The sequence below is a fragment of the Ideonella sp. genome, from assembly GCF_044358605.1.
Classification (GTDB): Bacteria; Pseudomonadota; Gammaproteobacteria; order Burkholderiales; family Burkholderiaceae_C; genus Ideonella.
This window is the reverse complement of record NZ_JBIKNQ010000009.1, coordinates 48,956-70,927: the sequence shown is the minus strand read 5'-3', so window position 1 is coordinate 70,927 and position 21,972 is coordinate 48,956. Positions and strand designations below refer to the sequence as shown.

Here is a 21,972-nt window from a genome sequence, read left to right as displayed (position 1 = left end):
GTGTTGCATTTGCAAAACCTCTCCGTGCTGATCCTGGGTCTGGGGGACTCAGGCTTGGCCATGGCACGTTGGTGCGCGCGCCATGGCGCAGTGCGCATTCGGGTGTGGGACTCGCGCGCCACGCCGCCACAACTCAGCGGGCTGCAGGCCGATGTCCCGACCGCCGAGTTTTTCAGCGGTGCTTTAGCGGCTGAGGCCCTGGACGATGCACGCTTGGTGCTGAAGAGCCCCGGCCTCTCGCCACTGGACGACAAGGTGCAGCCCTTGCTGCAAGCTGCTCAAGCCGTGCGTATTCGCGTGGCAGGCGAGTTGGACCTGTTCGCACGCGCGCTGGCTGATCTGAAGCTGCAGCGCCGCTATGCCCCCAAGGTCTTGGCCATCACAGGCACCAATGGCAAAACCACGACGACTTCGCTGACCGCCATGCTGGTGGAGCGCGCTGGGCGGCGCGTGACCATGGCCGGCAATATCGGCCCGACCATGTTGGATACCTTGGCTGCCGCGCTGGATCTGGAGCCCGCACCGCATGCCCCTGCTGCTGAGACCGAAGCAATGGCGCAAGCGCTTGAAGTGCCGGAGGCTTCAGCGCACGATTCTGCCCCGGTGGATGAGGTGCCGGATGAAACGCCCGAACTGATGGCGCTGGACGGTGCCAGCGAACAAGACGTGGCTGCGGCGTCGCAAGACAGTCTGCCCGCCGAGCCCCCTGCTGCCTTGGAGGACGATGCCCCCTTGGTGTTGGCGCCACCTCCTGAGCAGGCGCCTGTGTTTGAGCATCTGCCCGAGGTTTGGGTGCTGGAGCTCTCCAGCTTCCAACTCGACGGTGTCCAGGGTTTTGAGCCCGATGCGGCCACCGTCTTGAATGTCACTCAAGATCACCTCGACTGGCATGGCTCGATGGCGACTTATGCCGAAGCCAAGTCCCGCATCTTTGGGCAGACCGCGCTCATGGTGATCAATCGAGAAGACACGACGGTGGAGGCCATGGTGCCACCGCCCGTGTTGGTCAAAGGGGGGCGCGGCCGCCCTACCAAGGCAGTGACCCGCCCGCTGGTGCGCTTTGGTTTGGACGCGCCCCAACACGGCGGTGACTTTGGTCTGATCACCGAAGGGGGCATGGCCTGGTTGGTGCGCGCGATGCCGGTGGATGAAACCATCAAGCGCCGCAAAGGAGAGGAAGAAGAAATCCTGCTTCAACGCTTGATGCCTGCCGATGCTCTGCGGGTGCGCGGCCGCCACAATGCGGCAAATGCTTTGGCTGCACTGGCCTTGGCCACCGCCATTGGTTGCCCTCTCGCACCGATGTTGCACGGACTGAGGGAATACCGCGGCGAGCCCCATCGCGTGGAGTTGGTGGGCCAGGTTGGCGGCGTTGAAGCCTTCGACGACAGCAAGGGCACCAATGTGGGCGCGACCGTGGCCGCCCTGCAAGGCTTGGGCGCCGACAAGCTCAGCTCCAAGCTGGTAGTGATCCTCGGCGGCGATGGCAAGGGGCAGGACTTTGGCCCCTTGGCCGCCCCTGTGGCTCGCCATGTGCGGGCGGTCGCCACGCTGGGTAAAGACGCCGAAGCCATCGAACAAGCGTTGGCCGACACGGCAGTGCCCCTGCAACGCCATGCCGACCTGCCCAGTGCGGTGCGCTGGGCCTTTGAGCAAGCCCAAGCGGGAGATGCCGTCTTGCTGAGCCCCGCTTGTGCCAGCTTGGACATGTTCCGCAACTACGCGCATCGCGCGGAGGTCTTCATTGATGCAGTGAAGGCACTGGCCGAAGAGCGCGGGGAGATGATCGCGTGAAGTTTGCCGAAGCTGCTGCCGCCGAAACGCAAGAGCCCACCAGCGCGAGCTGGGGCAGCCGATCGCGCAGTTGGCTGGGCCAATGGTGGCGCCTGGGTCGAGAGGCTGCGGGGCGCTTGCCCATTCGCGACGGCACGCCTCTGGGCGCAGGGCGTGCGGCCCCGGTGGCGGGCTTTGATATGGCCTTGATGTGGGTGGTGATCTGTCTGCTGGCCTTGGGCTTGGTGATGGTGTATTCCGCATCGGTGGCGCTGCCCGATAACCCCAAGTTCGCCAAGTACACGCCGACCTATTTTTTGTTCCGCCAAGCCATCTTCATCGGCTTGGCTTTTGTGGCGGCCTTGATCACTCTGCAAATCCCCATCTCGGTGTGGGAGCGCTGGGCACCCTGGTTGTTCGCCGGGTCTTTGGCTTTGTTGATCGTGGTGCTGGTGCCCTTCATTGGCAAGGGCGTCAACGGCGCGCGGCGCTGGATCCCCTTGGGCTTCATGAACATCCAACCCAGCGAGCTGGCCAAGCTCGCCATTGCCATGTATGCCGCCAGCTACATGGTGCGCAAGATGGATGTGAAGGAGAACTTTTTCAAGGCCGTCTGGCCCATGGCGGTGGCCCTGGGCGTGATTGGCGTGCTGCTATTGGCCGAGCCCGACATGGGCGCCTTCATGGTCATCGCAACGATCGCCTTGGGCATTTTGTTCCTGGGCGGTGTCAATGGACGCATGTTCTTCCTCAGCGTGGCGGTGCTGGTCGGGGCGTTTGTGCTGATGATCATGTTCAGCGAATTCCGTCGCGAGCGCATCTTTGCCTACTTGGACCCGTGGAACCCGGCCTATGCCCAAGGCAAGGCCTATCAGCTCACCCACTCCTTGATTGCCTTCGGCCGAGGTGAACTCTTTGGCCAGGGTTTGGGCTCTTCGATTGAAAAGCTGCACTACCTGCCTGAAGCCCACACCGACTTTTTGCTCGCGGTGATCGGTGAAGAGCTGGGCTTTGTGGCCGTGTTGGCCGTGATCGTGGGCTTCTTCTGGCTGACCCGTCGCATCTTCCACATTGGCCGGCAAGCCATTGCACTCGACCGTGTCTTCGCGGGCCTGATGACCCAAGGCATTGGCATCTGGTTTGGTGGGCAGAGCTTCATCAACATGGGCGTGAACCTGGGCGTGCTGCCGACCAAGGGCCTGACCCTGCCACTCATGTCCTATGGCGGCTCGGGCATCTTGATGAACTTGGTGGCCCTCGCCATCGTGCTCCGGGTTGATCAAGAAAACAGACAGCTCATGCGAGGAGGCCGAGCATGAGTGACATGCGCAGCGTGGCACTCGCACGACGTGCGAGCCTGGCGTTTCGGCGCAGCCAAAACAGACAACTCATGCGAGGTGGCCGAGCATGAGCAAGCGCTTGGTCATCATGGCGGCAGGCACGGGCGGGCATGTGATTCCGGGCTTGGCCGTGGCGCGTGAGATGCAATCGCGGGGCTGGACCGTCACGTGGTTGGGCACGGCCGGTGGCATGGAAAACCGCCTCGTGCCGCCCACAGGCATCGCGATGGACACGCTGGCCTTCAGTGGCCTGCGCGGCAAAGGGTTGCTGCAAACCATGACGGGGGGCTTGCGTCTGCTGAAGGCCTTTTGGGATTCATTGCGCATCTTGCGGCGAAGGCAAGCCGATGCTGTCTTGGGCATGGGCGGCTATGTCTGCTTTCCCGGCGGCATGATGGCCTCACTTCTGGGCAAGCCACTGATGCTGGTGAACGCCGACGCCGCCCTGTTGATGAGCAACAAGGCCTTGCTGCCCGTAGCGGACAAAGTCGCCTTTGGTTTTGATGGTCCTGCGGTCGCCAAGGTCAAACAAGGATTGGTGACTGGCAACCCGGTTCGTGCCGAGATCCAAAGCATGGCCTTGCCCGAGCAGCGCTTTGCAGGCCGCACCGGCCCTTTGCGCTTGCTCTTGGTGGGCGGCAGCTTGGGCGCTAAGGTGCTGAATGAGACGCTGCCGGCTGCGCTGGCGCAAATTCCTGCGGACCAGCGCCCACTGGTCACCCATCAAACCGGCATGGCGCATCTGGACGATGTTCGCGCACGCTATGTCACGCTGGGGGTGGAGGCTGAGGTCTTGCCCTTCATTGACAACATGGCCGAGCGGCTTGCGCACTGCGATGTGATGCTGTGCCGGGCGGGTGCCATCACCGTCAGCGAGTTGTGTGCGGCGGGTGTGGCCAGCGTCTTGGTGCCCTTGGTGGTGAGCACCACTTCGCACCAGCGCGACAACGCTCAATGGCTGGCCGAGCACGGTGCGGCCATCCACCTGCCGCAAACCGAACTGACTCCGCAACATCTGGCAGAGGTGATTCGCGGCCTGTCGCGCGAGCGCCTCTTGGCCATGGCGGTGGCTGCGCGCCGCGTGGCCAAGCCCGATGCTGCGGCCAAGGTCGCCGACGAAATTGAAAAGCTGGTGCAGAGATGAACATCAGCGGGAGCAACACATGAAACATGCGGTCAAGCACATCCACTTTGTGGGCGTCGGCGGCGCTGGGATGAGCGGCATCGCCGAGATCCTTCACAACCTGGGCTATGTGGTCTCGGGCTCCGACCAGTCTGAGAGTGCGACCACCCGCCGCCTGGGGGGCTTGGGCATTCGCATCTACCAAGGCCACGACGCAGCGCACATTCAAGGCGCTGAAGCCGTGGTGACCTCGACAGCCGTGAAGGGTGACAACCCAGAGGTGATTGCCGCGCGCGCCAAGCGCATCCCCGTAGTGCCACGTGCGGTGATGCTGGCCGAGTTGATGCGCCTGAAGCAAGGCATTGCGATTGCGGGCACGCACGGTAAGACCACCACCACTTCATTGGTCACCAGCGTGCTGGCCGAGGCGGGTGTGGACCCGACCTTTGTGATCGGCGGCAAGCTCAACTCTGCGGGGGCCAACTCGCGCTTGGGCTCCGGGGACTTCATCGTGGTGGAGGCGGACGAGTCCGATGCCTCCTTCTTGAATCTGATGCCCATCTTGGCCGTCGTCACCAATATCGACGCCGACCACATGGACACCTATGGCCATGACATTGCCAAGCTCAAGAGTGCCTTCGTCGAGTTCTTGCACCGTATGCCCTTTTACGGTGCCGCCATCCTCTGCGGTGACGACCCTGGCGTGAAGAGCATCATCCCCATGGTCTCGCGCCCCGTCATCACCTATGGCTTTGGGCCGGATGTGCAGGTGAGGGCGGTGAATGTCCAAGCCTTGGAAGGTGGGCAGATGCGCTTCACCTGCCAACGCCGCAATGGCGTGGTGATGCCGGACATCGAGATCACCCTCAACTTGCCCGGTGAGCACAATGTGCTGAATGCCTTGGCTGCCATTGCCGTGGCCACCGAGCTGGAGCTGCCTGACGGCCCCATCGTCAAGGCGTTGGTGGAGTTCGACGGTGTGGGCCGACGCTTCCAGCGCTATGGCGACTGGCCGACCCGCGCCAGCGCTGAGACCGGCACGGGCAGCTTCACGCTGATCGATGACTATGGCCACCACCCCGTCGAGATGGCGGCCGTGATTGCCGCCGCGCGCGGTGCCTTCCCGGGCCGCCGCTTGGTCTTGGCCTTTCAGCCGCACCGCTACACCCGCACGCGAGATTGCTTTGAGGACTTTGTCAAAGTGATGGGCCAGTCAGATGCCGTATTGCTGACCGAGGTCTATGCCGCAGGTGAGCAACCCATCGTGGCGGCAGACGGCCGCTCTTTAGCGCGGGCTTTGCGGGTGGCCGGCAAAGTGGACCCGGTGTTTGTCGATGATGTGAACACCTTGCCTCACGAGATCTTGAGCTTCGCGCGGCCTGGCGATGTGGTGATTGCGATGGGCGCAGGCACCATCGGCGCGGTGCCTGCCCGCGTGGTCGAGTTGGCGAAGGAGATGGCATGAGCATCGATGTGAAAGCCCTGGGCAAGGTGGCGGTCTTGATGGGCGGCACCTCCGCCGAGCGGCCGGTCTCCTTGATGTCTGGGCAAGGCGTGCTAGAAGCCCTGCGTTCGCAAGGTGTGGACGCGCATGCCTTTGACCCCGCCGAGCGCGACCTGGGAGACCTGAAGCGTGAGGGCTTCGCACGCTGCTTCATCGCGCTGCATGGTCGAGGCGGTGAAGACGGCACAGTGCAAGGCGCACTGGAATTGCTGGGCATTCCCTACACCGGCTCAGGCGTGATGGCCTCTGCGGTGGCCATGGACAAAGTCATGACCAAGCGGGTGTGGGTGGCCGAGGGCCTGCCCACTCCGCAATGGCGGCGCTTGGGTGCGGGCCAGCACAGCTTAGAGGCGATCCGCACCGTGCCGGATGCCCTGGGTTTGCCCGTCATCGTCAAGCCCGCACGCGAGGGTTCTTCCTTCGGTGTAACGCGTGTAAATGGCTACTCCGAGATGAAGGAGGCCGTGAGCCTCGCGGCACAATATGACCCCGACGTGCTGTGCGAAGAATTCATCATCGGTGACGAAGTGACTTGCCCTGTTTTGGGTGAGGGAGAGACTGCGGTGGCGCTGCCCGTGGTGCGCATTCAGGCGCCCGACGGTAACTACGACTTCGAGCACAAGTACGTCTCCAACGACACTCGCTACCTGCTGCCCAGCGGTTTACCCGAGGCCGAGGAGCGCGAGATCCAACGCATCGTGGTCCACGCCTACCGCTTGTTGGGGTGCCGTGGCTGGGGTCGGGCAGACTTGATGATCCGAGCGTCAGACCGCAAGCCTTTCTTGCTGGAGATGAACACCTCGCCCGGCATGACCAGTCACTCCTTGGTGCCCAAGTCCGCCGCACATGCGGGCATGAGCTACGAAGCGCTGTGCTTGCACTTGCTGGCCCAGGCCGGCTTGGATGGCCGCAGCACGGCCGAGGCTTCTGGCCACTGACACCATGCGCGCCGCCCCCAGTCTTCCACTGCCCACTGACGTGCGCGTCATGAACCTCACCGCACGTGTGGTGATGGTGCTGATGCTGCTCTTGGTGCTGGCCGGGGCGGCGCTGTGGCTGGCGGCGAGGCCCTTTTTTGCGATCGGCAGCATCCGCTTGGAAGGCGATGTGGCTCGCAACAACGAGGTCACCATTCGAGCCAATGCGGCGCCCCGCTTGGCGGGCAACTTCTTCACCATGGACCTCGATGCCGCCCGCGCCGCCTTTGAAGCCGTGCCTTGGGTGCGTCATGCCGTCGTGCACCGCATCTGGCCCAACAAACTGGTGGTACGTCTGGAAGAACACAGCCCGGTCGCCATCTGGAAGGGCGACGAAGGCAATGACCGCCTGGTCAATTCACACGGCGAGATTTTTGAGGCCAATGTCGGCGACGTGGACGATGACAGCTTGCCGGCCTTTGGTGGCCAGGACCAGGATGCTCCCGCCGTCTGGGCTTTGTTTCAACGGCTCACGCCGGTGTTGGCGCGCATCGGTCGCAGCGTAGACAAACTCAGCGTCACAGAGCGTGGCTCCTGGACGGCGAGCCTGGACAACGGTTCATCCATCGACATGGGGCGAGGCAATGAAGACGAAGTGATCGCCCGCGTGGAGCGCTTTGTGGTCAGCGTACGACAAGTGGCGGCACGTCAACAACGCGCCTGGGACCATGCCGATCTGCGTCACCCCGACGGCTACGCCCTGAGAATGCGCGCCCCGTTGGGCGTCCCCAACAACTGAGAGGCTGAGGACAGCATGGCCAAAGACTACAAAGATATCGTTGTCGGACTGGACATCGGCACCGCCAAAGTGATGGTGGTGGTTGCAGAAGTCGTAGGTGGCGACTTGCGTCTCGCGGGCTTGGGTGTCGCGTCCTCCCATGGCCTGAAGCGGGGTGTAGTGGTGAATATCGATGCCACGGTGCAGTCCATCCAGCAGGCTCTGAAAGAAGCCGAGATGATGGCGGCCTGCAAGATTGAGCGGGTTTATACCGGGATCACGGGCAGCCATATCCGCGGCCAAAACTCCACCGGCATGGTCATCGTGCGGGATAACCGGGAGGTGACGCCCACCGATGTGGGGCGGGTGATTGAAACCGCCAAGGCCATCAATATCCCGAACGATCAACGCTTGCTGCTGGTGGAATCCCAGGAATTCGTGATCGACGGCCATGAGGTCAAAGAGCCTATTGGTATGAGCGGCAGTCGATTGGAGGTGAAAGTTCACATCGCCACGGGGGCTCAAAGCGCCGCAGAAAACATTTTGAAATGTGTTCGCCGCTGCGGTTTGGAAGTCGAGCAACTTTGTTTAGCCCCCACCGCTTCATCAGCCTCGGTTTTGACCGATGACGAAAAAGAGCTGGGTGTGGCTTTGGTGGATATTGGTGCAGGTACCACGGATGTGGCCATCTATACCGGCGGGTCCATCCGCCATACCGCAGTCATTCCCATTGCCGGTGACCTGATCACCAGTGACATCGCCATGGCTTTGCGCACGCCCACCAAGGACGCAGAAGAGATCAAGGTCGAATATGGCGTGGCCAAACAATTGCTGGCGGACCCCAGCGAGCAGGTGGAGGTTCCCGGTTTGGGTGACCGAGTACCGCGAATGCTCAGCCGCCAAGCCTTGGCCGGTGTGATTGAGCCACGAGTTGAAGAAATTTATTCCCTCGTGCACCAAGTTATTAGAGAATCGGGGTATGAAGAATTGCTATCCTCTGGGATTGTGATTACGGGCGGCACAGCGGTGATGCCCGGCATGGTGGAGTTGGGGGAAGACATCTTCCTCAAACCGGTTCGTAAAGGACTTCCCACCTATTCAGGACCGCTTTTTGACATGGTGGCGAGCCCGCGCTCCGCAACTGTGATGGGGTTGTTAGAGGAAGCCCGCTCCGCGCACACACGTGGCTACAAAGCTGCGCAACAGGCCGGGTCGGTGAAAACATTCGTAGGACGAGCGCGGGATTGGTTTCTGGGTAATTTCTAGATTAGCGGCCCAAAGAGGCTGGCACATCTGTTCATTCAATTTTGGCAACTGCTGACGACGAAGGAGGTTCCACATGGCCATCGAGATGATCGAAGAATTTGATCAAGGCACGCAAATCAAGGTGATTGGCGTGGGTGGCGGCGGCGGAAACGCTGTCGAACACATGATTGCGCAAGGCGTGCAGGGCGTGGAATTCGTGGTCGCGAATACCGATGCGCAAGCTTTGAACCGTAGCGGTGCGCAGCACCTGATTCAATTGGGTGCCACGGGTTTGGGCGCCGGCTCCAAGCCCGAAGTCGGCCGCGCCGCCGCCGAAGAGGCGGTTGAGCACATCAAGGCGGTCATCGCTGGCGCCAATATGCTGTTCATTACCGCTGGCATGGGTGGTGGCACGGGCACAGGCTCCGCACCCGTCATTGCCCGTGTGGCCAAAGAAATGGGCATTCTGACGGTCGGCGTGGTGACCAAGCCTTTCGAGTTTGAAGGCGGTCGCCGCACCAAGCAAGCCGATGCTGGCGTGGCCGAGTTGGAGGCCAATGTCGACTCGCTGATCGTGGTGCTGAACGACAAATTGCTTGAAGTCTTGGGTGACGACGTCACGCAAGAACAAGCCTTTGCGCACGCCAATGACGTGCTGAAGAACGCAGTTGGCGGCATTTCCGACATAATTCACATCCCGGGCCTGGTCAACGTTGACTTCGAAGACGTCAAGACCGTGATGAGCGAACCCGGCCGCGCGATGATGGGCACGGCCACGGCAGCAGGCCCAGACCGTGCCACCAAGGCGGCTGAAGCCGCAGTGGCTTGCCCGCTGCTGGAAGGCATTGACCTGGCCAACGCCAAGGGCGTGCTGGTCTTGATCGCGGCCTCGCGCACCAGCTTCAAGCTGGCTGAAAGCAAGAACGCGATGAACACCATCCGTCGCTATGCGGCTGAAGATGCCCATGTCATTTATGGCACGGCCTACGACGATAGCTTGGGTGACCAACTGCGCGTCACCGTCATCGCCACCGGCCTGTCGTCGAACGCCAAGCGCCAACAAGCACCGCTGACCGTGGTGCAGAGCGAGCCCGTCGCCTTTCAGCGCACTGGCACCGACAACCTGCCCATCATGAACCACCCGGTGGGTGGCATGGGTCTGGGTCAGGCGGCTCAGCCGAACTACGATGGCCTGTCGACGCCCAGCGTTTGGCGCAATGGCCGTACGCAAGCGGCGGCCAAGGTTGAAGCGCTGAGCTCCAACGGCATGGACGAAATCGAGATCCCGGCTTTTCTGCGCAAGCAAGCCGACTGAGTGCCCATCGTGAAGCCCGGGGATCTCCCGGGTCAACGACAATACGGGGTGAGGGGTTCTTATCAGGGCCTCCACCCCGTTTGCCTTTGGCGGACCGATTCTTATGCTCAAGCAACGCACCCTCAAATCCATCACGCGCGCAGTCGGCGTGGGCCTGCACAGCGGCCAGCGTGTCGAGTTGACCTTGCGCCCCGCAGCACCCAATACAGGCATCGTGTTTCGGCGGGTGGATTTGCCGCAGCCTGTGGATATTCCGGTACGCTTTGACTCCGTGTGCGATACCCGCATGGCGTCGACCATCTCTCCCGGTGGTGATCCCGGCGCTCCCAAGGTGCAGACCATTGAGCACCTGATGTCGGCCTGCGCGGGCCTGGGTTTGGATAACCTTTATGTCGATATCACGGCCGATGAGGTGCCCATTCTTGATGGCTCGTCCGCCAGCTTTGTGTTCTTGCTGCAAAGCGCGGGCATTGAACAGCAGAACGCCGCCAAGAAGTTTTTGCGCGTTAAAAAGACGGTAGAGATTCGGGAAGGCGAAGGCGAGCGTGCCATGTGGGCCAAGCTGGAGCCCCATCATGGCTGGCGCTTTACGTTTGAGATCGCTTTCAACCACCCGGCGCTGGACGCCACCGGCCAGCAGGTGGTGTTTGAGATGGGCTCGGGCCGCTACAAGCAAGAGATCGCTCGGGCACGTACGTTTGGCTTTACCAAAGATGTCGAAGCCATGCGCTCGCGCGGCCTGACCTTGGGCGGCAGCATGGATAACGCAATTGTCATTGACGACTATCGCGTGCTGAACGCCGATGGTCTGCGCTACGACGACGAATTCGCGAAGCACAAAATCTTGGACGCGATCGGTGATCTCTACATTGCCGGGCATCCTCTTTTGGCGGCGTACACCTCGTTCAAAGGCGGCCATGCCTTGAACAACAAGCTCTTGCGCAAGCTGCTGGCGGATGCGGACGCCTGGGAATTGGTGACCTTTGAGGACGAGGCCAAAGCACCTGCAGGCTTTGCCCAGCTTGCGCCCGCATGGTGACGCCATGCTGATCTTCCGCTTGGTTTTTGGCCTCTTGCTCTTAGCGGGCTTGCTTTGCTTTGGCGCCTATATCGCCACCCGCGACCCGCGCTGGCGCCAACGCGGCGTGGTGCTGGTCAAGTGGACCGTGCTGGCAGGCTTGGGCTTCTTTGCGGTGGTGTTTTTAGAGCGCTTGGCTCGAATCCTCTAAGGTCTTCTGCGCCGTCAATAAGTGCGCCCACCTTTGAATTGCGCATGGGTGCGGCGCTTTAAGTCTGTGGCCTTGGCCATGGCCTCAAAGGAACTGCTTGCATGGGCATGGGTAATGGCCAGCCCCAAGGCATCAGCCGCGTCCTTGCCCGGTACGCCCGGCAAGTTCAACAGACGCTTGACCATCTCTTGCACTTGGGATTTGTCCGCGTGGCCATTGCCCACGATGGACTTCTTCATCTGTAGTGCGGTGTACTCGGCCACCGCCAAGCCGCTGGTGACCAAGGCTGCCAAGGCCGCCCCGCGCGCCTGGCCCAAGAGCAAAGTACTTTGCGGGTTGACGTTGACGAACACAATCTCGCAGGAGGCCTGCTGCGGCTGGTAGCGCTCGACGACCTCGCGCACGCCCTCAAAAATGATGCGGATGCGCCCTGGCAGATCGCCCTGGGCAATGCCCGTCCCGGCGCCCGTGGTGCGGATGGTGCCGCTCGCCACATAGTGCAAGGCATTGCCTTCTTTCTCGATCACACCAAAGCCGGTGCACTGCAGGCCGGGGTCTATGCCTAGCACGCGCAAAGGGAGGCTCGGCGTCTGCACCGATCAACCTCGCAACTGGAAGTACCAGCGCACCGAATGAAAGAAGACAGGGGCGGCAAAGGCCAGCGGGGCGATGCGGTCCAACAAGCCCACGGCGCCGGTCAAGCCCGCTTGAGACAGGCTGCTGCCGGCGACGGCGCCCGCACTGTCGGACCCGGCGGTGACGGTGCTGCCATCCGGCATTTCGTGGGTGAGGGTGCGGTTGCCCCAAAAGCGCACCCCTACGTCTTTCTTCAGGGCCTTCATCACAAACTCGCCCAGCAGGCCGGAGCCCGCAGCGATCAGCCCCATGGAAAACGCCTGCCAGGGCTTGAAGGGCGTGACCCAATACAGTGCGGTGCCCGCCAAGGCACCCGCCACCGCACCCAGCAGCCAAGCGCGCCAAGAAAACGAGCGGCTGATGGCCCGCGCCAAGGGCCGACGACGAAGCCAGCGGCTTAGGCCCTCTTGGGTGACTTGCGCCACCATGGCCACCACCACCAAGAAAAAGACCAAGAAGGCGCCTTGCCCGGCATGTTGGGGGAAGTCCAGCAAGAGCAGGGCGGGCGCATGCGAGAGGCCAAAGACACAGACCATGATGCCCCACTGAATCTTGGCGTTACGTTCCAAGAATCGCTCCGGGTCCCCCGCCAAGGCGCTGATGACCGGAATGGCGATGAAGGCATAGACGGGAATGAAGACCGTGAAGAGGTCAAAGTTGCGGTTGCCGACCAAGGCGTATTGCAGCGGCAGCACCACAAAGAATGCGGCCAGCAGGCTGCGGTGGTCGCTACGGCGGGTGTGCATCAGCGTGATGAACTCGCGCAGGGCCAAAAAGGACAGCAGGCCAAAGAGCAGCGTGGCGCCCAATGGCCCACTCACCCATGACAGCCAGAACACCGTGGCACCCAGCCAAGCGGCACGGAGGTCACGCTTGAAGCGCATGTCCCGGGCTGCGGCGCTGCTGTTGCGCTCACGCAGGCTAAAGAAGAAAGCGCCCAGGGTCACCAGGCCCAGTACGCCAAAAACAATCACAAACAGCAGCGAAATCTGCTGGTCGACACTCAACTCTCGCAGCCAGCCCATCTCAGCCTCCCACCGGCCGCAGGGCCATCACGGCGTCGCGCGCACGGGTCAGGAAGTTGGTCTTGTCTTCGTCGGGCAGGACCTGCATGGGCGCACCAAAGGTGACGGTGCACAAAATAGGCACCGGCACCACTTCGCCCTTGGGCATCACCCGCTGCACGTTGGAGATCCAGGTCGGGATCAGTTGCACCTGCGGAAACTGCTTGGCCAGATGGTAGATGCCGCTCTTGAACGCCATGGGCTCGCCTTTGGAACTGCGCGTGCCTTCAGGAAAGATCACCAAAGAGTCGCCGCCCTCCAAGGCCAGCGCCAAGGGGGCCAGCGGATCTTCGTCGTCCGTGCGTTGACGATTGACGTAGACCGCCCGGAATATTTCGCGCGTGATCCAGTGCTTCAGCGGCGAGGACGTCCAGTAATCCTTGGCCGCGATCGGCCGGGTGGTGGTGCGCAACTCAGACGGCAGTGCTGCCCAGATCAACACCCAGTCCAGGTGGCTTTGATGGTTGGCAAAGTAGATGCGCTGCAGCGCCTCGGGGGGGCATCCGCGCCAGTGTCCTTGTGCGCCGGTGATCAGGCGCGCCACAAAGGCCAGCACTTTGCCCGCAAGTTCAGCTCGGGTCATGACGAGGATGGTAGCTCAGGCCCAAGGCTGCAGCGCTTCAGGGACGCTGCAGGGCCGGCATGGCGGCAAACGGCGTGATGCCGTGAGCGCGCCAGATGTGGGCGGGGTCCAGCATCACGCCATCGCGGATCACCAATTGAACGCGTCGGACGGCGTTGATGTCGCGCGTGGGGTCGCCGCTGACCAGGATCAAGTCCGCCCGCTGCCCCACCTCGATGGCCCCGACCTCTTGCGCCAAGCCCGCCACTTTGGCGCTGCCCACCGTAGCCATGCGCAGCACCTCACCGGGTGGGATGCCTGCCTTGACATAAAGCGCCAACTCGCGCGGGTACATCAGGCCCGGGAAGTCGTCTGTGCCGGCCACCATGGGCACGCCCGCCTGATGCATCTTGGCGACCAGGGCCAGCATCTTGTCGTAGGAGGCCGAGAAACGCTTGGCATTGCTGTTGTTGACGTCCATGGAATAGCGGCGCAGGCTGCGCGCAAACTGCGGTGGCAGGTGCTCGGCAATGTCGTGATAGCTGGGGTTGAGCTGGCCTTGGCGCTGCTTGAAGCTGCCTTCAAAAGTGGACAGGGTCGGGTCCACCACCGTTTGGCGTTTCACCAACTGGCCGACAAAGGCGCGGGCTTCAGGGCTGTCGAGGTTGATGCGATGGGCGTTGTCGCCCACCAGGTAAAAGCGCAGCAGGGTGCGGGTATCGTCTTTGGGCTTGACGAAGAAGTTCAGCATCACTTGGTTGATGTGGTGAATCTCGTCAAAGCCAGCCTCCAGCACATCGGCCGCTCGCATGAAGGCTGGGACATGACCGCCCACCTTCAAGCCCTTTTTATGCGCATGGGCCACCGTGGGACCGACCCATTCAGGCTTGAAGGAGTTATAGAGCTTGAGCTGGGTGTAGCCTTTGTCCGCATACCAGTCGACGGCTTTGAGCGCATCGCCCAGTGAATTCACCACAAAGCCCCCCCGCGCAGAGAACGGGCTTTCTCCCTCAATAAAGCCGTTGGCCAGAACCCGGGGCCCGAGCAGCTCCCCTTGGCCCAACTGCTGCCGCAGCTTGCCCAGATACTCGTTGTCATTGCTGAGGTCGCGCACGGTCGTGACGCCTGCGGCGAGGTGCAAGAGCAGGTCGGACTTGCCCACATGCACATGCATGTCCCACAGGCCTGGCAACAGGCTGCTGCCCGGCGCGTCAATGGTGTTGGTGATGTTGGCGTGGGCACTGGCAGCGGCCCCGCGGGCGATGATGCGGCCGTTCTCAATCAGCACGTCTTCGGGCTCGCGCATCATCGCGGCCGGTGCATCAAACCAGCGCGCGCCACGGATCAAGGTCTTGCCTGGCAGGGGCTGCCGTACCGCACTCATCAGGGTTTTGAGCCGGGCTTGCTCCGCCGCATCTTGGCGAGCCAGCAACTCAGGTGCTGCGGTTTCAAAGCCTTCTTCGATCAGGCTCCAGCCGGGGCCTACATCAGCAAAGAAGGCACGATCAGCGTCATCCCGCACCCAAGATAAGGTCGGAAACACATCGGCACCGTGCAATGCCACCAAGGCCAGGGCCACCGTGGGGCTACCGGCTTCGGATTTGCGCCAGAGCAGCCGGTCCAGCACTTCGATGCGAGCGGCACCCCGGGGCAGCGTTGGAACAGAGTCCAAACCCAGCCGCTGGGCGGTCTTGAGCACAGGACTCAAGGTACCCGGACTGCCCTCCATGGGGCTGTAGAAGGCCAGCTCATCCGCACTGAGCTTGGCGCTGCCTTGGTCGGCACCCGAATCCCAGCGAGCGCTGTCGCCCGATCGAATGAAGACTTCGCGCACGGGCGAGCCGAACTCTGAGCGCCCACTGACCTGATGCAAGAGCAGCCTGCCCTCAGCATCGACGCGCAAGGTTTCCGCCAGGGTAGGGCCTCGACCGTTGTCAAGGTAGTGGTAGTGAATGCGCCACTCCGTGACCGCCTGGGGGGAGGAGCCACTGCTGGATTCGGTCACGACCATCTTGCCGGCGGCATGTCCTTGGGCCCAAGCACCATAGCGCGTGACGCGCTCTTGAGCCGTGGCCGATAGGCTGAGCCCACCCAAAAGCAGCGTCGCGACCAAAACCCGCTGGAATGCGGGGCAAATCTTGGCATTGAAGACAGAGGATGCGGGCATGATGAGCGCAAGAAGGGCTGACTTGGCCCTAAGCGTATCAAGGAAATGTGGCTGCAAGCGATTTGTCTCAGCCCCGATTGGAGAAGCAAGCTCTTGCGACCCCCTCAGATTTTGAGCAGGACGGCCAGCACATGAAGAGGGTGCTGTGGCGTGGCCTGGGCCTGTTGCTGATGCTGAGCGCACTCTCGCTGCCTTTGCTCAGAGCGCCTGACCTTCCGGTGGAAGCGCTGGTGGGGCGTTGGGCCATGCCGCCTTCAGACTTCATGGAGGTGGATGGACAGGGCGTGCATTGGCGCGACGAAGGGCCGCGCCATGATCCGCATCCCATTGTTTTTTTGCACGGTGTGGCGGCCAGCTTGCACGTGTGGGATGCTTGGGCGCAGGACTTGTCACCCCGGCACCGTGTGATTCGCCTGGACTTGCCGGGTTTTGGACTGACAGGGCCTTTTTCAGAGGCGCATCTCAACGGGGCTGCCGTTGATTACGGCGCGGAGAACCTCGCGCGCTTTACTTTGCGCTTCTTGAATGAGCTGAAGATCGAGCAAGCCATCATCGTGGGACACGACCTCGGGGGGGAGGTGGCATGGCGCCTCGCCTTGATGGCTCCCAGCAAGGTGCAGCGCCTGGTTTTGATGGGCGCGACGGGCTGGCCTGACCCGCCCCTGCGCCAAGTGCCTGGGCTCAGGATGGCGAGTTGGCCTGTGATGGGCGCCTTGGGCGAGGGCCTGATGCCGCAAGCATTGGTGGAGCACAGCTTGGCCGCCACCTATGCCCAGCCCGAGCGCATCACCCGAGCCCAGGTGGCCCGCTATCACGAGCTGCTGCTCAGGGAAGGCAATCGCGAAGCGCTGCGCCAATTTCTGGCCCAGCCCGCCGATCACGCGGCCGTGAAGCGACTCAAGGTGATGAGTCGACCCACCCTGCTGATATGGGGGCAACAAGATAAGCAAGTCCCGCCAGCGGTGGGCGAACGCTTTGCCCAGTTGATGCCCAATGCGCGTTTGCTGTTGTTGCCGAATGTGGGGCACCAAGTGCCTGAGGAGCAAGCGGGGCTGGCGCTGGAGGCGCTCAGAACCTTTATGCGGCAGCCTCTGAGCTTATCGCAGCACCAATAGAGGCAGCGCGCACTTGCTCATCACTGACTTGGTGTGAGAGCCGAACAAGCGCTCGCCAAAAGCGCCGCGACCGTGGGTCACCATCACAATCAAATCACAGTGCTGTTGCTGCGCAGTGCTGATGATGGCCTCGTCGATCTCGGCGGTATAGGCCATCACGCCCTCGAAGGGGACCTGGGCCGCTGTCGCCTGAGCCTGAAATTTCTTGAGCACCTGATGAGCATGTGAGTCCGCAGCGGCCTTGGCTTTGGTCGGTGTCTTGTCTGTCGCTAAGGGCTTGTCAGAGGCCGCGCGCAGGTCGGGCTCGGCAATAAAGCCTACGATGGCAGCTTGCAGCTGACGAGCCAGCGCAATGCTGGCCGTCATGGCGCGCTCAGCGGTGGGTGTGCCGTCGATGGGGACCAGCAGGCGTTCGAACATCCCAAAGCCTCAGACAAAGAAAAGCAAACCTTAGCGCTGCGCTAAGACTCAAGCGTTGATGCGTGTCAAGCTCTACCGAGATGCCCTCTACAGGCGGGGGTCAGCTAACGCATTAGTCATTGGTGTAAATGTTCACGTCTTTGGTCTCTTTCAGGAACAGCATGCCGATCACGAAGCTGGCGCCTGCGATGGTGATGGGGTACCAGAGACCGCTGTACATATTGCCTGTCTGTGCCACGATGGCCAATGCAGTGGCGGGCAGCAGGCCCCCAAACCACCCGTTGCCGATGTGATAAGGCAAGGACATAGAGGTATAGCGAATACGGGTGGGGAACATCTCCACCAGCATGGCTGCGATGGGGCCATAAACCATGGTCACATAGATGACGAGGATGGACAGAATGAGAATAACCTTAGGCTTGTCGACTCCGGCAGGGTCTGCCTTCTCAGGGTATCCGGCCCTTTGCAACGCGCTGCTCAGTTCGGCGGTCATGAGGGCCTCTTTCGCTTTGAGGGTTGCGGCACGAGCGTCACGACTGAAGCTTGCCAAGGCGTCTTCGGCCTGTCGAACTTCCTCTGGAGTTGCCGCTTGGGAGGCCCGCAAAGCGCCCACCTTCACAGCAGCCGCCTTTTCTTGCGCGGCTATGTCTTCAGCGCTGATTCTGGCAGCGTCAAAGCTCATGATCTGCACGCCGCCAACCCGGATCACAGCGGCGACCCCCGTGGGCGCCGACTCATTTTGGTAGCTCACCGAGCGGGCCGATAGCTGCTGTTTCGCGATATCGCAGGAACTGGTGAATTTGGCTGTACCGGCAGGATTGAATTGGAATGAGCACTCTGCCGGATCCGACACCACGACCACTCTGTTGACGGCTTGGGCCTTGGCCAGCGCAGGGTTGGCGGCTTGCGTCAACGCATTGAACAGGGGGAGGTAGGTGAGCGCTGCAGCCAAGCAGCCCAGCATGATGATCGGTTTGCGACCTACTTTGTCTGACAGTGAGCCGAATAGTAGGAAGAAGGGCGTGCCAATGAGCAGCGATGCGGCGACCAGCACGTGAGTGGTGCTGGCGTCCACTTTGAGCGCATCTGTCAGAAAGAACAATGCATAGAACTGACCCGTGTACCAAACCACAGCTTGTCCAGCCGTCAAGCCGAACAGCGCCAAGATGACGATCTTCAGGTTTCGCCAGCGACCGAACGACTCTGTGATGGGCGCCCTGGAAGTTTTGCCTTCCTCCTTCATCTTCTTGAAGGCTGGAGACTCGTTCATCGACAGACGAATCCAGATCGAAATGGCCAGTAGCAGAAACGACGCTAGGAAGGGCAGGCGCCAACCCCACTCTGCAAAGGCAGTTTCGCCCAGTGCAGACCGCACCCCCATGATCACCAATAGCGACAGCAAGAGCCCCAACGTAGCCGTGGTTTGGATCCAGGCCGTGTAAGCGCCGCGCTTACCTTGTGGGGCATGTTCGGCCACAAAAATGGCGGCGCCGCCATACTCGCCGCCGAGAGCTAGACCCTGAAGCAGGCGCAGGCCGATCAAGATGATGGGAGCCGCCAAGCCCACCGACGCGTAGTTGGGCAACACGCCGACAATGAAAGTCGACAAGCCCATGATCAGAATGGTGACCAAGAAGGTGTACTTGCGTCCAATCATGTCGCCCAAGCGCCCGAACACCAAGGCCCCGAATGGACGCACGATAAAACCGGCCGCAAAGGCCAGCAGGGCGAAGATGGTGCGCGATGCCGGGTCCAGTGCTGAGAAGAACTGGTTGCCGATGATCACGGCCAGAGTGCCGTAGAGATAAAAGTCATACCACTCAAACACCGTGCCCAGCGAAGAAGCGAAGATCACCTTGCGCTCCTCCGCTGACATCGGAGTCTTGGTGACTGTTGTCGCCATTCATGGTCTCCATAGTCCCCGCGTCACTCGAAATTGGTGACGCTGGTCCGCACTATCTCGGGAGCCTCTGACCGTGTTCTGACGCCAGGCTTAATCGAAACTGACAAAATCAGGTTTAACCCTTGGGTTTGATTTCAGCATCCACACTGGGTTTCTTCGGTGAATTGGAATGAGTAGGTTAGGAGTACGCTCTTAACCAGTATTTACCCTCGAAATGAGTATTTCCCCTAGCTTGGGTGGCTGTGCTATGTAATTGGTGCGTAAGAAATATTGGGTGTTTAGCTTCTGTGCATTGGTTTGCTCTAGCTAAAGACTTTTCGCAAGTATTCACTAACTTTCTTGTGGGAAATGAAGCGGCAGCAACAAGCAATCTATCGCTTAGGTGCTTTCCCTGATCTTGGTGATCCCGGCCCCGTCTTGCAATTTATCAGTAAGGTACCGACGGCACATTCCGGTTGCCGCACACAGATCAGTGCCTTCTTCGAGTCAATCGCTCGCATGATGGCTGAAGTGTGGAGTGTCTCTTCTGTGGCGAAATCAGGTTCCTATTCTGTTGTGTGAGCAGGAGAGTAAGAATCGATGATGCAACCCGAGTGAAGTTCAGGGAATAGCTGTCTGGCAAATTGTTGGACTAATGAATGGAGCAACCAAATGGCGACAAATGACGCGCTAAGCAACACGCGAGAACGCTCTCGCCCCATGACCGCGGAGGAGAAAAAAGTGATTGCAGCTTCGTCTGCAGGCACTATCTTCGAGTGGTATGACTTTTACCTTTATGGCGCTCTTGCAGGCATCATCGGAGCACAGTTTTTTACTGCGTTCCCGGAAGCCACGAGAAACGTGTTCGCGCTGCTTGCTTTTGCCGCCGGCTTCATCGTGCGTCCGTTTGGTGCGCTGGTTTTTGGCATGCTGGGCGACATGCTCGGCCGCAAGTACACCTTCTTGATGACCATCGTCATCATGGGTGTTTCGACTTTCCTCGTCGGGATTCTGCCCAACTACGAGAGCTGGGGCGTTGCCGCTCCGATCACTCTGATCTTGCTGCGGATGGCGCAGGGTCTGGCTCTTGGTGGTGAATACGGCGGCGCCGCGATCTACGTGGCAGAACACGCTCCCGCGAACCAGCGCGGCTACTTCACCGCCTTCATCCAGACCACCGCGACATTGGGCCTGCTGCTTTCGCTGATTGTGATCCTCTCGGTGCAGGGCTATGTGAACGGCAACTACCCCGACGTGCCTCTGATGAAGGATGGTGTCGCAGTGCTGATGGCTGATGGCAACCCCACCATGATCAAAGCCTTCAACGCTTGGGGCTGGCGCGTTCCGTTCATCGGCTCGATTTTCCTGCTGCTGATTTCTTTGTACATCCGTTTGCAGATGAACGAGAGCCCAGCATTCAAGAAGATGAAGGAAGAGGGCCGCACCTCCAAGGCGCCGCTGAGTGAAGCCTTCGGAAACTGGAGAAACGGCAAGATCGCACTGATTGCTCTGCTGGGTCTGGTTGCCGGTCAGGCAGTTGTCTGGTACACCGGTCAGTTCTACGCGCTGTTCTTCATGCAGAACGTGATCAAGGTCGACAGCTTCACCGCCAACGTGATGGTGGCTTGGTCGCTGATTCTCGGTACCGGCGGCTTCCTGTTTTTTGGCGCGCTGTCTGACCGCATCGGTCGCAAGCCCATCATTTTGGCTGGCTGCCTGTTGGGTGCGGTTTCCTTCCTGCCGGTGTTTGGTTTCCTGACCAAGACCGCCAACCCCGCGATTTACGCAGCGCATCAGACCCCGGTGACCGTGACTGTGGCGCCCGGCGACTGCTCGTTCCAGTTCAACCCGACTGGTACCGCCAAGTTCACATCCTCATGCGACATCGCTAAGGCACAGCTGGCTCGCTCGTCGGTGAACTATTCGAGCGTGGAAAGCGCCGCCCCCGGCAGCCTCGCGGTGGTGAAGGTTGGCGAAACCACGATCGAGTCATACAACGCTGGCAAGGTCAGTGGGGATGAGTTGAAGAAAGCGAAAGCTGCCTTCGAAGGTTCGTTGAATGCTGCGCTGAAGCAGGCCGGTTACCCGCTGGTGCCCGCCGATAACGCAACCGTTGTCAAAGCAAAGCACTTCATTGACATCTTCGACGGTCAAAAGATGGCCATCATCCTGACCCTGACCTACCTCGTCATCTTGGTGACCATGGTCTATGGCCCCATCGCTGCGATGCTCGTGGAAATGTTCCCAACCCGCATCCGCTACTCCGGTCTCTCGCTGCCCTACCACATCGGCAACGGTTGGTTCGGTGGTCTGATGCCTGCCACAGCGTTCGCGATCTCTGCACAGACGGGCAACATTTACTCTGGCCTGTGGTACGCGATCGTGATTGCTGTCATGACCGTGGTGATTGGTGCCCTGTTTGTTCCAGGCGGTACGCATAAGAAAGACATCTTCTCCGACGATCACAAGAGCTGATCAATCGAACAGATGCAACCGGGCGGAGACTTTCGGGTCTCTGCCCGGTTTTTTTATGTGAGACCGATGTTGACGTTTTATCGAACGTCGCGCCTATCATTTGGAAAATGTCATAGGAATGAACCCAGTGATCGATACCGTTCTATCGCAACTGATCGACCCCTTCCGCATCGGCTTGATGGTCGCATTGGTCATCACCATGTTGCGTACTGCAGCTGTGACAGGACGCTGGATTCCACTGGCGCTGGGCGTCGTGTTTGTTGCGGTTATCGTTCCATCGACTCTGCCCAGTCAGTCTGTCGTCCTCATGGAGGCCGTTTTGGCCGGACTTGTATCCAACAGCATCATCTTGGCGGTGGTGCTGGCAGTCGCTGCAGTGATAAAGCGGCGTGGCTAGTGGCTGCCGGCGTGTTTAGTCCGGTGAGAT

At 60.9% G+C, this 21,972-nt stretch carries 19 protein-coding genes; 13 read left to right on the top strand and 6 right to left on the bottom strand.

The annotated features are described in order from the left end of the window. The 10 genes from murD (at position 1) to ACIQ3Q_RS05150 (ending at position 11,224) form a co-directional block, all read left to right on the top strand. Positions 1–1,794 carry a Mur ligase family protein gene (murD, locus tag ACIQ3Q_RS05195; RefSeq protein ID WP_396267938.1) on the top strand — a complete coding sequence of 598 codons (1,794 nt, stop codon included), beginning with the start codon at positions 1–3 and terminating at the stop codon, positions 1,792–1,794. Next, positions 1,791–3,092 carry a putative lipid II flippase FtsW gene (gene ftsW / locus ACIQ3Q_RS05190; RefSeq protein WP_396267937.1) on the top strand — a complete coding sequence of 434 codons (1,302 nt, stop codon included), beginning with the start codon at positions 1,791–1,793 and terminating at the stop codon, positions 3,090–3,092. The genes murD and ftsW overlap by 4 nt, the downstream gene beginning before the upstream one ends. Positions 3,093–3,180: 88 nt before the next feature. After that, entirely contained in the window at positions 3,181–4,257 is a 1,077-nt protein-coding gene (murG, locus tag ACIQ3Q_RS05185; RefSeq protein WP_396267935.1) for an undecaprenyldiphospho-muramoylpentapeptide beta-N-acetylglucosaminyltransferase, read from the top strand. A gap of 19 nt (positions 4,258–4,276) precedes the next feature. Then, on the top strand, positions 4,277–5,701 hold the full coding sequence (murC, locus tag ACIQ3Q_RS05180; protein WP_396267934.1) for a UDP-N-acetylmuramate--L-alanine ligase: 1,425 nt from the start codon (positions 4,277–4,279) through the stop codon (positions 5,699–5,701). Beyond that, entirely contained in the window at positions 5,698–6,678 is a 981-nt protein-coding gene (locus ACIQ3Q_RS05175) for a D-alanine--D-alanine ligase (RefSeq protein WP_396267933.1), read from the top strand. The genes murC and ACIQ3Q_RS05175 overlap by 4 nt, the downstream gene beginning before the upstream one ends. A 4-nt stretch (positions 6,679–6,682) precedes the next feature. After that, on the top strand, positions 6,683–7,456 hold the full coding sequence (locus tag ACIQ3Q_RS05170; RefSeq protein WP_396267932.1) for a cell division protein FtsQ/DivIB: 774 nt from the start codon (positions 6,683–6,685) through the stop codon (positions 7,454–7,456). 15 nt (positions 7,457–7,471) lie between these two features. Continuing rightward, positions 7,472–8,701: a cell division protein FtsA gene (gene ftsA, locus ACIQ3Q_RS05165; RefSeq protein ID WP_396267931.1), complete on the top strand. Its 1,230-nt coding sequence runs from the start codon at positions 7,472–7,474 to the stop codon at positions 8,699–8,701. 73 nt (positions 8,702–8,774) lie between these two features. Beyond that, positions 8,775–9,995: a cell division protein FtsZ gene (ftsZ, locus tag ACIQ3Q_RS05160; protein WP_396267930.1), complete on the top strand. Its 1,221-nt coding sequence runs from the start codon at positions 8,775–8,777 to the stop codon at positions 9,993–9,995. A gap of 103 nt (positions 9,996–10,098) precedes the next feature. Continuing rightward, on the top strand, positions 10,099–11,034 hold the full coding sequence (gene lpxC, locus ACIQ3Q_RS05155) for a UDP-3-O-acyl-N-acetylglucosamine deacetylase (protein ID WP_396267929.1): 936 nt from the start codon (positions 10,099–10,101) through the stop codon (positions 11,032–11,034). Between the two features lie 4 nt (positions 11,035–11,038). Continuing rightward, the gene (locus ACIQ3Q_RS05150; RefSeq protein WP_396267928.1) at positions 11,039–11,224 is read left to right on the top strand and encodes a hypothetical protein; all 186 of its coding nucleotides are present in this window, start codon (positions 11,039–11,041) and stop codon (positions 11,222–11,224) included. A 14-nt stretch (positions 11,225–11,238) separates the two neighbouring features. On the opposite strand, the gene ruvC is transcribed toward ACIQ3Q_RS05150, so the two are convergent. The 4 genes from ruvC to ACIQ3Q_RS05130 are packed head-to-tail and all read right to left on the bottom strand — an operon-like array spanning position 11,239 to position 15,653. Beyond that, the gene (gene ruvC / locus ACIQ3Q_RS05145; RefSeq protein WP_396267927.1) at positions 11,239–11,799 is read right to left on the bottom strand and encodes a crossover junction endodeoxyribonuclease RuvC; all 561 of its coding nucleotides are present in this window, start codon (positions 11,797–11,799) and stop codon (positions 11,239–11,241) included. A 24-nt stretch (positions 11,800–11,823) separates the two neighbouring features. Further along, positions 11,824–12,885, bottom strand: a complete 1,062-nt coding sequence (locus ACIQ3Q_RS05140) for a phosphatidate cytidylyltransferase (RefSeq protein ID WP_396267926.1) — start codon at positions 12,883–12,885, stop codon at positions 11,824–11,826. Position 12,886: 1 nt separating this feature from the next. Beyond that, the gene (locus ACIQ3Q_RS05135; protein WP_396267924.1) at positions 12,887–13,507 is read right to left on the bottom strand and encodes a lysophospholipid acyltransferase family protein; all 621 of its coding nucleotides are present in this window, start codon (positions 13,505–13,507) and stop codon (positions 12,887–12,889) included. A gap of 37 nt (positions 13,508–13,544) precedes the next feature. Next, the gene (locus tag ACIQ3Q_RS05130) at positions 13,545–15,653 is read right to left on the bottom strand and encodes an amidohydrolase family protein (RefSeq protein ID WP_396267922.1); all 2,109 of its coding nucleotides are present in this window, start codon (positions 15,651–15,653) and stop codon (positions 13,545–13,547) included. Between the two features lie 131 nt (positions 15,654–15,784). Between ACIQ3Q_RS05130 and ACIQ3Q_RS05125 the strand changes: the two genes are divergently transcribed. Next, positions 15,785–16,768: an alpha/beta fold hydrolase gene (locus ACIQ3Q_RS05125; protein WP_396267921.1), complete on the top strand. Its 984-nt coding sequence runs from the start codon at positions 15,785–15,787 to the stop codon at positions 16,766–16,768. On the opposite strand, the gene ACIQ3Q_RS05120 is transcribed toward ACIQ3Q_RS05125, so the two are convergent. Next, the gene (locus tag ACIQ3Q_RS05120) at positions 16,751–17,188 is read right to left on the bottom strand and encodes a universal stress protein (RefSeq protein ID WP_396267920.1); all 438 of its coding nucleotides are present in this window, start codon (positions 17,186–17,188) and stop codon (positions 16,751–16,753) included. The two genes, ACIQ3Q_RS05125 and ACIQ3Q_RS05120, sit on opposite strands and share 18 nt — an antisense overlap. A 112-nt stretch (positions 17,189–17,300) precedes the next feature. Continuing rightward, a complete protein-coding gene (locus ACIQ3Q_RS05115; RefSeq protein WP_396267919.1) occupies positions 17,301–19,091 on the bottom strand; it encodes an MFS transporter in 1,791 nt (596 codons plus the stop codon). Between the two features lie 699 nt (positions 19,092–19,790). Here ACIQ3Q_RS05115 and ACIQ3Q_RS05110 point away from each other — a divergent pair. Together ACIQ3Q_RS05110 and ACIQ3Q_RS05105 are read left to right on the top strand one after the other, a co-directional pair. Then, positions 19,791–21,545: an MFS transporter gene (locus tag ACIQ3Q_RS05110; RefSeq protein WP_396267918.1), complete on the top strand. Its 1,755-nt coding sequence runs from the start codon at positions 19,791–19,793 to the stop codon at positions 21,543–21,545. Between the two features lie 118 nt (positions 21,546–21,663). Continuing rightward, positions 21,664–21,942: a hypothetical protein gene (locus ACIQ3Q_RS05105; RefSeq protein ID WP_396267917.1), complete on the top strand. Its 279-nt coding sequence runs from the start codon at positions 21,664–21,666 to the stop codon at positions 21,940–21,942. Positions 21,943–21,972 lie beyond the last annotated feature (30 nt).